The sequence below is a fragment of the Streptococcus mitis genome, assembly GCF_946188375.1.
Classification (GTDB): domain Bacteria; phylum Bacillota; class Bacilli; order Lactobacillales; family Streptococcaceae; genus Streptococcus; species Streptococcus mitis_CX.
Genome location: NZ_CAMHUS010000001.1, coordinates 20373 through 33098, shown reverse-complemented (window position 1 = coordinate 33098; position 12726 = coordinate 20373). Strand labels below are relative to the sequence as shown.

The 12726-nt window shown below is 39.4% G+C and carries 13 protein-coding genes, 1 pseudogene and 1 other annotated feature; of the genes and pseudogenes, 4 read left to right on the top strand and 10 right to left on the bottom strand.

Annotated features, from left to right (window positions below; all coding sequences use genetic code 11):
* Nucleotides 1-18 precede the first annotated feature (18 nt).
* Genes N8M16_RS00170 through N8M16_RS00155 form a run of 4 tightly spaced genes read right to left on the bottom strand, consistent with a single transcriptional unit; the run spans nt 19 to nt 4166 of the window.
* Nucleotides 19-1920 (bottom strand): MBL fold metallo-hydrolase, encoded by a 1902-nt coding sequence (locus N8M16_RS00170; RefSeq protein ID WP_261069411.1) that lies wholly within the window; start codon nt 1918-1920, stop codon nt 19-21.
* 2 nt (nt 1921-1922) lie between these two features.
* A complete protein-coding gene (locus tag N8M16_RS00165) occupies nt 1923-2810 on the bottom strand; it encodes an RluA family pseudouridine synthase (protein WP_049501743.1) in 888 nt (295 codons plus the stop codon).
* Nucleotides 2800-3261 carry a signal peptidase II gene (gene lspA, locus N8M16_RS00160; protein ID WP_247939839.1) on the bottom strand — a complete coding sequence of 154 codons (462 nt, stop codon included), beginning with the start codon at nt 3259-3261 and terminating at the stop codon, nt 2800-2802. Before lspA ends, N8M16_RS00165 begins: the two co-directional genes overlap by 11 nt.
* Nucleotides 3258-4166 (bottom strand): LysR family transcriptional regulator, encoded by a 909-nt coding sequence (locus tag N8M16_RS00155; protein WP_261069410.1) that lies wholly within the window; start codon nt 4164-4166, stop codon nt 3258-3260. The genes lspA and N8M16_RS00155 overlap by 4 nt, the downstream gene beginning before the upstream one ends.
* Here N8M16_RS00155 and N8M16_RS00150 point away from each other — a divergent pair.
* A pseudogene (locus N8M16_RS00150) lies at nt 4159-4233 on the top strand (AraC family transcriptional regulator); the annotation flags it as partial. The gene N8M16_RS00155 and the pseudogene N8M16_RS00150 sit on opposite strands and share 8 nt — an antisense overlap.
* Nucleotides 4234-4517: 284 nt before the next feature.
* Here the strand turns inward: N8M16_RS00150 and rpmA are convergent.
* The 4 genes from rpmA to N8M16_RS00130 all read right to left on the bottom strand — a co-directional run bounded on the left by rpmA (nt 4518) and on the right by N8M16_RS00130 (nt 6389).
* Nucleotides 4518-4811, bottom strand: a complete 294-nt coding sequence (gene rpmA, locus N8M16_RS00145; RefSeq protein WP_000916509.1) for a 50S ribosomal protein L27 — start codon at nt 4809-4811, stop codon at nt 4518-4520.
* A 16-nt stretch (nt 4812-4827) separates the two neighbouring features.
* Complete coding sequence (locus tag N8M16_RS00140; protein WP_000613699.1) at nt 4828-5172, bottom strand: ribosomal-processing cysteine protease Prp; 345 nt, start codon at nt 5170-5172, stop codon at nt 4828-4830.
* A gap of 15 nt (nt 5173-5187) precedes the next feature.
* Nucleotides 5188-5502, bottom strand: coding sequence for a 50S ribosomal protein L21 (rplU, locus tag N8M16_RS00135; protein WP_000109141.1), 315 nt, complete (start codon nt 5500-5502; stop codon nt 5188-5190).
* 36 nt (nt 5503-5538) lie between these two features.
* Nucleotides 5539-5626: a sequence feature (ribosomal protein L21 leader region), on the bottom strand.
* Between the two features lie 58 nt (nt 5627-5684).
* Entirely contained in the window at nt 5685-6389 is a 705-nt protein-coding gene (locus N8M16_RS00130) for a YoaK family protein (protein ID WP_078238329.1), read from the bottom strand.
* 141 nt (nt 6390-6530) lie between these two features.
* On the opposite strand from N8M16_RS00130, the gene N8M16_RS00125 reads away from it, so the two are divergent.
* Together N8M16_RS00125 and N8M16_RS00120 are read left to right on the top strand one after the other, a co-directional pair.
* A complete protein-coding gene (locus tag N8M16_RS00125) occupies nt 6531-7508 on the top strand; it encodes a Gfo/Idh/MocA family protein (RefSeq protein ID WP_261069409.1) in 978 nt (325 codons plus the stop codon).
* Entirely contained in the window at nt 7505-8587 is a 1083-nt protein-coding gene (locus tag N8M16_RS00120; protein ID WP_078238327.1) for a DEAD/DEAH box helicase, read from the top strand. Before N8M16_RS00125 ends, N8M16_RS00120 begins: the two co-directional genes overlap by 4 nt.
* Before the next feature lie 151 nt (nt 8588-8738).
* Here N8M16_RS00120 and tuf read toward each other — a convergent pair whose 3' ends face one another.
* Both tuf and N8M16_RS00110 read right to left on the bottom strand, forming a co-directional pair.
* The gene (tuf, locus tag N8M16_RS00115; protein ID WP_001040721.1) at nt 8739-9935 is read right to left on the bottom strand and encodes an elongation factor Tu; all 1197 of its coding nucleotides are present in this window, start codon (nt 9933-9935) and stop codon (nt 8739-8741) included.
* Nucleotides 9936-10141: 206 nt separating this feature from the next.
* Nucleotides 10142-11251, bottom strand: coding sequence for an AI-2E family transporter (locus tag N8M16_RS00110; protein ID WP_261069408.1), 1110 nt, complete (start codon nt 11249-11251; stop codon nt 10142-10144).
* 102 nt (nt 11252-11353) lie between these two features.
* On the opposite strand from N8M16_RS00110, the gene pbp3 reads away from it, so the two are divergent.
* The gene (pbp3, locus tag N8M16_RS00105) at nt 11354-12595 is read left to right on the top strand and encodes a D-alanyl-D-alanine carboxypeptidase PBP3 (RefSeq protein WP_261069407.1); all 1242 of its coding nucleotides are present in this window, start codon (nt 11354-11356) and stop codon (nt 12593-12595) included.
* Nucleotides 12596-12726: the final 131 nt, after the last annotated feature.

Sequence of the window (12726 nt, the reverse complement as noted above, 5' to 3'; positions counted from 1 at the left end):
CTAAAACCTTCTTTTTGACTACTGTTCTGATTCCGATTTGTTTGCACTCGTTTCAGAGCTTTGTGAAGTTGAGGAAGTCAAATCTTGAGAGGAAGTCAAATCTTGACTGGTCGAAGAACTTGTTACACCTTCATGTTGACTCGTTTCTTTATTTTCAAGATCTTTTTTCACTACTTCATTGGATTCTTTTATTTCTGAGTTACTTGTATCTCTAGTTGTAGCAGATTTCTCTACCGGAACATCCACTAACCAGGCACCACTTGAATCAACAGTATAGCCTTCTGGTGTCTTACCATTCACAAGTAATTGACCATTTTCTTTCAAGAAGTACCATTTATCCTTGTCTTTAATCCAACCTATAGCTCGTGAACCATCTGTCTTGTAGAAATACCAATCATTTGCCTTTTTAAGCCAGCCTTGCTTCATAGCTCCTGATTCTTCTAGATAGTAATGATGACCAGAAACTTCTATCTCGCCTGTCTTCATGGTACCAGTAGAATCCATATAGTACCAGGTTTCTTTATCTTTTACCCAGCCCGTTTTCATTTCTCCTGATTGGGCAAAGTAATACCATTGACTATCAATCTTACGCCATCCGGTTACCATATCCCCATCATTTGATAGATAATAGGTCTGTCCTCCAGTATTAAGCCAACCAATCTCCATCTGATTTTCTTTGTTGAAATAATACCAGCTTCCATTGATTTTCTTCCAATTTTTAGCAGAGACACCAGAGTCTGTCAAATAGAACCAACGATTGTTCCATTTTTTCCATTGATTCTGTAACAAGATACCCGTTTGGTTGAAGTAATACCATTCACCCTTGATTTCATTCCAACCTACTGCATATTCTCCTGTAGAATCAGGTGCTTGATACCACCAATTCCCATATGCACTCTTATGCCAACCAGCTTGAAAACTTGGAATCGGCTTGTAGGAAGTTGAAATATTGACAAAACCATCTTGTCGAATATCAAAAACTGTCGCATCATAGTCTTTGCTGGCTGCGTTAATTCTCTCAATTCCTCGTTCTTTGAGCCAATTGACATACTCACTATCAACACCATTTTTCCAAGGTAGACTATCTGAAGTTTGAACAATCAAACTCGGACTCAAATTTTTAATGAAATCCTTGGTATTTGATTTATTGGTATCATAGTGATGATTAAACTTCATCAAATCAACTTTTCCAATGAGAGGACCATACTTGTCTTCTGCTCCATGAGCATTATCCAAATCTCCCCCAAGGTAAATTTTCTTGCCATTGACTTTCACTACACTAATTAAGGAATTGGAATTATCGTCCCAAATTTTCTTTAATTCACCTGACGAATCGGTTTCATTCTCGTAGTTATAGAGTTGAATATCCATGTCCCCAAACTGAAAATGAGCATCTCCTTGTGCGATGTTTTGAATAACTGAAACACCTTTTTCAGAGGCAGTCTGTAACACCTTATCATAACCGTACAGATTATCCCACAGATGAGTTGGTGTTGTAATCCGACTATCAGAGTATTTTTTCATGTAAATGCGGCCAACTGGATAAGAACGCAACAATTCATCAACATTTCCAATATGATCACTGTGGGTATGGGTCACCAAAATAAAATCAAGTTTTTGGACACCCAATTCCTTTAAATGTCGCGAAACGCGATCTGTTAAAACATGCTTATATGACGTCTCAATTCCTTCCCTCCATGGATAACGAGAATCACTACCATCAGGAAAATCATAATCTTCTCCTGTATCAATCATGGCAAAATGCCCATTACTTTCAAGAATGATCGCATCACTGCCACCTTCTTGAACATTGATAAAGTGGATTTTATTTCCTGAACTTTCTTGAGCTTGAACATTTCCATACCATGACAAACCTAAAAAAGCGCCTGCAAGTACTAAACTAGTTAATTTCTTTTTCATTCTTACTTTCTCAATCTCTCCAATGTTTCCTTAAAAATCTCTGGGATATCTGCTGTAAATTCCATGGTCTCACCTGTTCTCGGATGGGTAAAGCCTAGAGTCTTGGCATGGAGAAATTGTCCATGTCCTTTCAAAGTCTTGCGAGGACCATAGACCTCATCACCAGCGACTGGATGGCCAATATAAGCCATGTGAACACGGATTTGATGAGTGCGTCCTGTCTCTAGCTGCAACTCTACCAAGCTGTAATCACCAAAACGTTCTAAGACGTGGAAACGGGTCACTGCAGGCTTCCCTTTAGCAGTCACAGCCTGTTTCTTACGGTCTTTTTCACTACGGCCAATCGGAGCTTCAATCACACCACGATCATTAGGCAGATTTCCATGAACAATAGCCCAATATTTGCGGAGAGACTTTTTATCCTTGAGTTCTTGGGCAAGTGCTAGATGCGCCTCATCGTTTTTAGCAATCATGAGAAGGCCAGACGTATCCTTATCAATACGATGAACAATTCCTGGGCGTAGAACCCCATTGATACCCGACAAGTCCTTAATATGATACATGAGGGCATTGACCAAAGTTCCACTAGTATGACCAGCACTAGGATGCACAACCATTCCCTGAGGCTTGTTAACGACGGCCACATCCTCATCTTGGTAGATGATATCTAGCGGAAGATTCTCAGCCACATACTCTAGAACCTCTGGTTCTGGCACATGGTAAGTGACGACATCGCCCTCTTGAACTGTGTATTTAGCTTTCTTGACTTGGCCATTGACCAAGACCTGGCCTGATTTGATTTGTTCATTCGCGAGACTGCGTGATAATTCTGTCAAATCTGACAAAGCCTTATCTAAGCGCAGGCCACCAGTTTCAATTTTAATTTCCATTTATTTCCTCTTTTAGCATTGCAATCAATAAAATAATCACTCCAACAGTCAGATAACTATCTGCCACATTGAAAATTGCAAAATTGATAAAGTCAAGGTGGAACATATCCACAACAAAGCCCTGACTTATCCTGTCAATAAAGTTCCCAAGACCACCTGCGATAATCAAGGTCAAACCCAAGACCATCCAGAGTGAGTCCTCCATGTGCTTATGTAGATACCAAATGGCACCTACCATAACGACAAGTGTAATGATAGCAAATAACCACTGCTGGTCTTGTAGCATCGAAAAGGCAGCCCCTCGATTTTGCAGGTAGGTCAAGCTAACGAAATTGGGAATCCAAGAGCGCACTTCACCCAGTGGAATCTGCTGGACGATATAGGATTTTACCAACTGATCAAGCCCAATCAAAAGTAGTACAATGACTACCACTATTCCTCTTTTTTTCATGATTTCCTCTTCTGATTAAAATATTCTTGCATGACTTCTACGAAAAGATTCCCAGCTTGACTAAGCTCCACTTCTTCACGTTTAACATAGACCATGCGATTATCTAGGTTATCCTTGAGACGAATAACTGTAATGCCATTAACACTATCACTATCTAAAAATCCAGAACCAGTCGCATAAGCATCCGTCCGCTCCAAAATACCATTCAAGGTAGCACGGTCTGTCACGTTGAACATCTGCGAGCTAGCGCTGGTATCAACAAAGTTCTCTGAATAATAAAGGTACTCGTCTTTCTCTTGAGTGAAACGAACCGTTGGTAGATCAGCTAAATCCTCCATGACCAATTCCTCTTTCTGGGCTAAAGGATGCCCCTCACGGAGATAAATGTGGGTATGGAAGGGAATCAATTCAATGACCTCCAGCCCTAGCTTTTCAACCCGTTGCATGATCCCCTTTTTATTTTGATTGTTGAGGTAGATAATGCCAATCTCACTATGCCCTTGCGCTACTTCGTCTAAGATTTGAACAGTAGTTGATTCAAAAATACGGAAGTTCTTATAATCAGGATAACGCTCTGAAAATGCCGTAATGGTTGGTGGCAAGAAGTCATAGTGCTGGCTAGCAATGGAAAATTCATCTTTTTCATCTTCAGGATTAGCATACTGATTTTGAAAAATATCAAATCCCTTGACCAATTCTTGCGCTTTTTCATAAAATTCCATCCCACGACGGGTCAAGAAAGTCCCTGAGCTGGTCCGACGGAAAATCTTAAAGCCCAATTCTTTTTCCAAATCACGAACAGAAATAGACAGACTCGGCTGGCTCACATACATCTTTTCAGCAGCTTCACGGAAAGTACCACTATTAGCAATGGCAACAACATAGCGTAATTGTTGAATGTTCATCTTCTACCCCCAACTTCTTTATCTTTTCATTATACCATATTTTAGAAGTTTTCCAAAAAGGAAAAAAGTCAGGAAATTTTCAAGCCTCAATAAAGACTCTAACGTCCCAATCCAAGAATTAGAATAATGTCTTTTTCAGTCTAAATTATATTTCAAACAAAAACAGCAAATCTTGTTGATTTACCGTTTATAATATGATGCAAATACAATTCTCATAATATGGGTACCAAAATGGGTACCAAAACAAAAAAACAGGCTCTCCGAAAACTCGGAAAGCCTTAGTTTATGCTACTTCTAGCTTCCTCGCCTTTATATTTCAAGGCTCGGGATAAAAAGGTTCACTGGACCTTTTTATTTAGCGATTGGGTAAACAGAAACTTGTTTTTTATCGCGTCCTTTACGTTCAAAGCGTACTACGCCCTCAACTTTAGCGAACAAAGTATCGTCTCCACCACGTCCAACGTTTACACCTGGGTAGATGTGTGTACCACGTTGACGGTAAAGGATTGATCCACCTGTTACAGTTTGTCCGTCAGCTGCTTTAGCTCCAAGACGTTTCGCTTGTGAATCACGTCCGTTTGATGTAGAACCTCCACCTTTTTTGTGGGCGAAAAGTTGCAAGTTGTTAAGAGTCATTTTTAACATAATGTTTTCCTCCGTGTTAGTTTTCTGTGATAACTCTGGTTTGGACGAACTCAGAAGAGTTCTCCGATAAGTTTGCCATACCTAAGAAAAATGATTCAAAGAATAACTGGGTCATTTCTCTCTGGTGTGAAGGAAGATCTTTTGGAATTTCAACCATCAGATAGCCACCTTCATCTTCGTTTAATTCTAGGATTGGTTCATAGCCTGCAAATTTCTCAATTGAATTGATAAAGTTAATGGCAAGCGTAGAAACCGATGCACACACGACATCTAAGCCGTATTCGCCACTCTCGGCGTGTCCAGTAATTTCCGCACTCCTCAGCTCGCCATCTTCGGCTCTCTCAAAGACTGCTTGTATCATGTGTTCTCCTTAAAATTAAGCGTTAATTGCGTTGATGACAACTTTTGTATATGGTTGACGGTGACCTTGTTTACGGTGGCTACCTTTTTTAGGTTTGTACTTGTAAGTAACAACTTTCTTTTGTTTTCCTTGTTTTTCAACAGTTCCAACTACAGTAGCTCCAGCAACAAGTGGAGTTCCGACAACAGTGTTTTCACCACCAACAAGAACAACTTCGTTAAAAGTAACTTCTTGACCAGCTTCAACGTTCAATTTTTCAACGTAAACTGCTTGACCAACTTCAACTTTAACTTGTTTTCCGCCAGTTTTGATAATTGCGTATGTGCTCATTATGCACCTCCTATGATTTTTATGGGTTTCCCCGATTTTTTTGTGAAGACTCGCCTAGCATCGTGGGACAAACCACTTAAACTTGAATAATCAAGCAACGATGTTCGTGCGGTTGCACAGGAACGTGCATAGTCAACTCTTCAAGTATAGCATATCTCCTATTTTCTTACAAGTAATAACACCTAAAATGAAGCTTTTTCTTTTACTTTTTTCCGCCACGAGGCAAAAAGCATGCTGAGGTAAAAAATGCTCATCATAATAGGAACACCAAGAATGGTCTTTTCATGATAGAAAATCGTCAAATAAGCTGAAAAGACAACGCCAAGGACAAAACTACTAAGCAGGCTAACAAAGATAATCCCTTCACGTAAAAAAGGAGTGTGCTTGGTCCGAAAATAATCTCCAAAAGCCAGCATGGTCCGTTTAATATTCCCTGTCATAAACGCGTTATTATAAGCTATACCTGACACTTCTCCAAAAGCAGTTGTCACCAGGCCCATACAAAAGGCCAAAGGCGGTACTAGATAGATATTATCTACAGTTTGCGGCACAAAACCAATAATAATTGATAAGATTGCCAAAGGAATCAGTGACAGAATTGGCTTTTTCACAATTCTCAATTTTTCCTTATAAATCGTTAGTAAAAAGACTCCCATCATAAAAGCTAGTAAGGTCATTACTTTGGCACTGGCATCTGACACATTGTGTTGAATGAGTCCCACTGATAAAAAGACTACATTCCCAGTTTGTCCAGCTACAAGAGTATTCCCTCGCACAATAAAAGTATAGGCATCTACATAACCTGCACAAAAAGTCAAAAAAAGCGCTAGCCTCTTAGACTGACGTGATATTTTTCTTATAGGTAATAACCTCATTTTCCCTCCCATTTCATTTACTCATCTCATTATTGTACCACTTTCTTTGAAAAAGGCCTAGTAGCTTATTTGAAATTTTTTACCCTCTGTTGGATAGTCCCGCCTATCTATGTTATAATGAAAGAAGGATTTGAAATCGGAAAAGGAGTAACTATGCTTAAATTAGGTGTCATTGGAACAGGGGCTATCAGCCACCACTTCATAGAAGCAGCCCATTCCAGTGGAGAATACAAGCTGGTCGCAGTCTATTCTAGAAAACTAGAAACTGCAGCAACCTTTGCTTCTCGCTACCAGAATATCCAACTCTTTGATAAAGTAGAGGACTTCTTCAAGAACTCCTTTGATGTGGTCTATATTGCTAGCCCAAACTCCTTGCATTTTGCTCAGGCAAAAGCTACATTGTCTGCAGGTAAACATGTCATTCTTGAAAAGCCAGCCGTCACTCAGCCACAAGAATGGCTAGATTTGAAACATACCGCTGAGAAAAATCACTGTTTTATATTCGAAGCGGCACGGAACTACCATGAAAAAGCTTTCACTATCATCAAAAACTTTTTAGCAGACAAACAAATTTTGGGAGCAGATTTCAACTATGCCAAGTATTCTTCCAAAATGCCTAACTTGTTGGCTGGACAGACACCAAATGTCTTTTCAGATCGTTTTGCTGGTGGAGCGCTTATGGATTTGGGGATTTATCCTCTCTACGCTGCCGTTCGTCTCTTTGGAAAAGCTCAGGATGCAACCTATCAAGGGCAACAGCTTGTCAATAGCATTGACCTAAATGGAGACGGAATTCTCTTCTATCCTGACTTTCAAGTTCATATCAAGGCCGGGAAAAACATCACTTCCAATCTCCCTTGCGAGATTTATACGACAGATGGAACCCTGACGCTCAACACCATCGAACATGTCAGCTCGGCTATTTTTACCGACCATCAAGGCAATCAAGTCCAACTCCCTATCCAACAGGCTCCTCATACGATGACTGATGAAGTCGCTGCATTTGCACACATGATCCAGCAACCAGATCTGAATCTCTACCAAACTTGGCTGGAAGATGCAAGTTCAGTTCATGAGCTACTATATACTATGCGCCAGACTGCTGGCATTAGATTCGAGGCAGAAAAATGAAAACCAAACTACCTACTGAATGGCAAGAACTGAGTGACCAACTAGGATTCCAAGAATTCACACCCATTCAAACCCAACTTTTTGATCCTATCCTTGCTGGAGAAAACCTCCTAGGAGTGAGTCCAACAGGAACTGGTAAGACCCTAGCTTACCTCCTACCAAGTCTTCTCAGACTACAAAAGAAAAAAGCCCAACAACTCTTGATTCTAGCACCAAATACAGAGCTTGCTGGACAGATTTTTGACGTATGTAAAACGTGGGCTGAAGCTATCAGCTTGACTGCTCAGCTCTTCCTATCAGGCTCAAGTCAGAAACGCCAGATTGAACGCCTTAAAAAGGGACCAGAAATTCTCATTGGAACTCCTGGCCGTATCTTTGAACTCATTAAATTGAAAAAAATCAAGATGATGAATGTGGAAACCATCATTCTAGATGAATTCGACCAATTGCTAGATGATTCTCAGATTCACTTTGTCGAGAAAATCACTCACTACGCACCTCGTGACCACCAACTTGTCTATATGAGTGCGACAACCAAGTTTGACCAAAAGAAGATTGCGCCTAACACACGTACCATTAATCTCTCTGATCAAAAACTGGACAACATCCAGCACTTCTACATGCAGGTAGAGCAACGTCACCGAGTGGATATGCTACGAAAACTGGCTCATGTAGAGGATTTCCGTGGTCTAGTCTTCTTTAACAGCCTATCAGACCTTGGAAGTGCAGAAGAAAAACTACAATATCGGGATATCCTGGCTGTTTCCCTCGCTAGTGATGTCAATGTCAAATTTAGAAAAGTCATCTTAGAAAAGTTTAAAGACAAGCAACTAACCCTACTTCTTGCAACAGACCTTCTGGCACGTGGAATTGATATCGATAGCCTAGAATGTGTCGTAAACTTTGATGTTCCTAGAGATATTGAAACCTACACTCACCGTGCTGGCCGTACAGGTCGCATGGGTAAAGAAGGCTATGTTATCACTCTCGTCACTCATCCAGAAGAAATCAAAAAACTCAAAAAGTTTGCAAGCGTACGTGAAATTGTCTTGAAAAACCAAGAACTCTATATCAGATAAAGCTCCGTTTGCTCTATGCCCATCAAGTGTATAGAGCTTTTTTGTGTACAATTCTTCAATTTTAGTTCAATATCAGAAAAAAAGAACCTTGCATAGCAAGATTCTTTTAGTGTCTGACTTAAATAATTGTTCTTCTGGGAACTAAATCGAATTAAGCTTCGATTTCTGTAACCATACCTGAACCAACAGTACGTCCACCCTCACGGATAGAGAATGTAGTACCTTGTTCTACGGCGATTGGGTGGATCAACTCAACGTCGATTGTCACGTTATCACCAGGCATTACCATTTCAGTACCTGCTGGAAGTTCGATTGAACCTGTAACGTCAGTAGTACGGAAGTAGAATTGTGGACGGTAGTTGTTGAAGAATGGAGTGTGACGTCCACCTTCTTCTTTAGTAAGGATGTAAACTTCACCTTTGAATTTAGTGTGTGGGTTGATTGAACCTGGTTTAGCAATAACTTGTCCACGTTCGATTTCATCACGTTGAACACCACGAAGAAGGACACCTACGTTATCTCCGGCAAGACCTTCGTCAAGTTGTTTACGGAACATTTCAACACCAGTAACAACTGCTTTTTGAGTTTCTTCTTTGATACCAACGATTTCGATTTCGTCGTTGACTTTAACGATACCACGGTCGATACGTCCTGAAGCAACTGTACCACGACCAGTGATTGAGAATACGTCTTCGACTGGAAGAAGCAATGGTTTGTCAGTGTCACGTTCTGGTTCTGGGATGTACTCATCAACTGTGTTCATCAATTCCATAACGATATCTTCGTATTTAGTGTCACCTTCAAGGGCTTTAAGAGCTGAACCTTGGATAACTGGAAGATCGTCACCTGGGAAGTCGTATTCTGACAATAGGTCACGGATTTCCATTTCAACCAATTCAAGCAATTCTTCGTCGTCAACCAAGTCAACTTTGTTCATGAAGACGATAAGGTGTTTAACACCAACCTGACGTGAAAGAAGGATGTGCTCACGAGTTTGTGGCATTGGTCCGTCAGTTGAAGCTACTACAAGGATAGCTCCGTCCATTTGAGCGGCACCAGTGATCATGTTTTTAACGTAGTCCGCGTGTCCTGGAGCGTCGATGTGAGCGTAGTGACGTTTTTCAGTTTCGTACTCAACGTGCGCAGTGTTGATTGTGATACCGCGTTCGCGTTCTTCTGGAGCAGCATCGATAGACGCATAGTCTTTAGGTTGGTTAACAGCTGAAGGCAAGCGACGTGCCAAAACAGTTGTGATAGCTGCTGTCAAAGTAGTTTTACCGTGGTCAACGTGTCCGATAGTACCAATGTTAACGTGTGGTTTACTACGATCGTATTTTTCTTTTGCCATTTGAGTAAAAGCCTCCAATAAAATATATTTTATAGATAGACAGTAGGCAATACAGTCTAACTTTCCTTACTATTTTATCAAATTTCAGCTAAATTGCAAGTGTTTTACAAAGTTTTTGTGAATTATTCTTAATCTGCTAATCTAAACGGTATTTCTACTCCCATCACTTCTTTAATGAAAAAGAAAAATCAGGAATATCCTGACTTTTACTTAGCTAATTGTCTTTCTCGTTCTTTCATTATTTTATGATTTTCATACAAACGTGATAAAAACTTAGAAATTTCTTTTAAGATAGAATAGGTTGGTACTGCGACAATCATACCAATGACACCATAGATATTACTTGATAACAAAAGTAATACTAAAATCGTAATTGGATGAACCTTCATCACACCACCAACGATTCGAGGGTAAAGAATATTTCCATCCACTTGTTGAATAATCAGCATATAAACAACTGCAATCAGCATTCTATGGGGATCAGTAAAGACATTAGCGATAATCATCGGAATCAAACCAATACTTGGGCCTACATAAGGAATGAGATTGGCTAATCCTGAAAAGATAGCGAAGACCAAAGCGTATTTCAAACCGATTACGCTATATCCGATAAAGGCCAAACAACCAATAATAATCGCATCAATAGCAACTCCACTAATATATCGAGCAATTGTAGTATTCAAATTTTTTAAAAGACCTGTAATATGCAACTTGTCTCGCTTTAAAACAGTACGTTCAAGCATCGGCAAGAACTTGTGACCATCTAACAAAAAATAAATTAAAAATACAGGGGTCATGATAATAATCAAAACAGTACTAAAGAGCGCAGATAGGACACTTCCAACACTATTCGTTACACTATTTAGGATATTCTGTAGAATATCTACATAGGAGAGATTTAACTGTTGAATCGTCGCTTGAATATCTAAATTTTGAAAGGCTGGATAAGTAGATAAATCCACAATCAAATCTTGCAAACGACTATAAATTGTCTGACTTGTTGCAATCAAACTTGTCAGCTGATTAATCAAAATCGGTAAGAGATAGACTACCCCAATAACTAGCCCCCAAACCAAGGCGCACAAGGTTAGTAGAATACCAATGATACGGTTAATTTTGAAATACTTTTGTAAAAAATTTACAATAGGATTGGTCAAATAATATAAAAAACCACCTAAAAGAAAGGGAATCATTATAGTGTTTGCAACGCTTACAAAAGGTGTAATAATCGCTCCCATCTCTCTCCATAAATAAAAGATAATGGTTAATAGTAAAATCTCACTGGTCCAAAAAAATAATTTATTCTTACGAAACATGAGGTACCTCCATTCATCTATTTTACCACACTTTCAAAAAAGCTTCTTTCTTATATCATGAAACTGGGAATATTTTTTTCTTTATGATAGAATAAACTTACTATGAAAAAAATAATTTTAACTCTTTTAAGCCTTTCCGTTATTGGCTCAGCATCTACTGTTGCTGCTCAAGATTTTAATATTGCTGCTAAACATGCAATTGCCGTTGAGGCGAATACTGGTAAAATTCTCTATGAGAAAGATGCAACCCAGCCAGTTGAAATTGCTTCAATCACAAAGTTAATTACTGTTTATCTTGTCTATGAAGCCTTGGAAAATGGCAGTATTACACTATCAACTCCGGTAGATATTTCTGATTATCCTTACAAATTAACGACAAATTCTGAAGCGAGTAACGTTCCTATGGAGGCTCGTAATTACACCGTCGAACAACTACTTGAAGCAACCCTAGTATCTAGTGCTAACAGTGCGGCTATTGCCCTAGCTGAGAAAATTGCTGGCTCAGAAAAAGATTTCGTCGATATGATGCGCGCAAAACTCTTGGAATGGGGAATTCAGGATGCCACTGTTGTTAATACAACAGGTCTTAACAATGAGACTCTAGGGGATAACATTTACCCGGGCTCTAAAAAAGATGATGAAAATAAACTCAGTGCATATGATGTCGCTATCGTTGCTCGCAACCTCATCAAAAAATACCCACAAGTCTTAGAAATCACTAAAAAACCTTCATCTACTTTTGCTGGGATGACAATCACTTCTACCAACTACATGTTAGAGGGTATGCCTGCTTATCGCGGTGGTTTTGATGGCCTTAAGACAGGAACAACAGACAAGGCTGGAGAATCTTTTGTTGGTACTACTGTTGAAAAAGGGATGAGGGTTATCACAGTTGTTTTGAATGCAGATCATCAAGACAATAATCCTTACGCTCGCTTCACAGCTACATCCTCACTAATGGATTATATTTCTTCTACATTCACGCTTCGCAAAATCGTTCAAAAAGGCGATGCCTACCAAGATAGCAAAGCACCTGTACAAGATGGAAAAGAAGATACGGTCACTGCCGTTGCCAAAGATGATATCTCTCTAATTGAACGTGTTGGAAGTCAATCTTCCCAATCTGTTCAATTCACTCCTGATTCTAAAGCAATCCCAGCACCACTTGAAGCCGGAACAGTGGTTGGACATTTGACTTATGAAGACAAGGACTTGATTGGTCAAGGTTACATTACCACAGAACGCCCTAGTTTCGAAATGGTAGCAGAAAAGAAAGTTGAAAAAGCTTTCTTCTTAAAAGTTTGGTGGAATCAGTTTATCCGATTTATCAACGAAAAATTATAAAAAAAAATCGCGATTTAAACCGCGATTTTTTATTTTATAGTGAAATGAAATAAAAACTGAACAAATTTATTGGGACAGAAAACTAATTTCTAAAAATGTTTTAGAAATCACAGTGTACTATTCCAGTTTCA

What these genes read in the sequence shown, in the direction of transcription:
- N8M16_RS00170 (WP_261069411.1), bottom strand. Translation starts at nt 1,920, where the DNA reads ATGAAAAAGAAATTAACTAGTTTAGTACTTGCAGGCGCTTTTTTAGGT.
- N8M16_RS00165 (WP_049501743.1), bottom strand. Translation starts at nt 2,810, where the DNA reads ATGGAAATTAAAATTGAAACTGGTGGCCTGCGCTTAGATAAGGCTTTG.
- lspA (WP_247939839.1), bottom strand. Translation starts at nt 3,261, where the DNA reads ATGAAAAAAAGAGGAATAGTGGTAGTCATTGTACTACTTTTGATTGGG.
- N8M16_RS00155 (WP_261069410.1), bottom strand. Translation starts at nt 4,166, where the DNA reads ATGAACATTCAACAATTACGCTATGTTGTTGCCATTGCTAATAGTGGT.
- rpmA (WP_000916509.1), bottom strand. Translation starts at nt 4,811, where the DNA reads ATGTTAAAAATGACTCTTAACAACTTGCAACTTTTCGCCCACAAAAAA.
- N8M16_RS00140 (WP_000613699.1), bottom strand. Translation starts at nt 5,172, where the DNA reads ATGATACAAGCAGTCTTTGAGAGAGCCGAAGATGGCGAGCTGAGGAGT.
- rplU (WP_000109141.1), bottom strand. Translation starts at nt 5,502, where the DNA reads ATGAGCACATACGCAATTATCAAAACTGGCGGAAAACAAGTTAAAGTT.
- N8M16_RS00130 (WP_078238329.1), bottom strand. Translation starts at nt 6,389, where the DNA reads ATGGGAGGGAAAATGAGGTTATTACCTATAAGAAAAATATCACGTCAG.
- N8M16_RS00125 (WP_261069409.1), top strand. Translation starts at nt 6,531, where the DNA reads ATGCTTAAATTAGGTGTCATTGGAACAGGGGCTATCAGCCACCACTTC.
- N8M16_RS00120 (WP_078238327.1), top strand. Translation starts at nt 7,505, where the DNA reads ATGAAAACCAAACTACCTACTGAATGGCAAGAACTGAGTGACCAACTA.
- tuf (WP_001040721.1), bottom strand. Translation starts at nt 9,935, where the DNA reads ATGGCAAAAGAAAAATACGATCGTAGTAAACCACACGTTAACATTGGT.
- N8M16_RS00110 (WP_261069408.1), bottom strand. Translation starts at nt 11,251, where the DNA reads ATGTTTCGTAAGAATAAATTATTTTTTTGGACCAGTGAGATTTTACTA.
- pbp3 (WP_261069407.1), top strand. Translation starts at nt 11,354, where the DNA reads ATGAAAAAAATAATTTTAACTCTTTTAAGCCTTTCCGTTATTGGCTCA.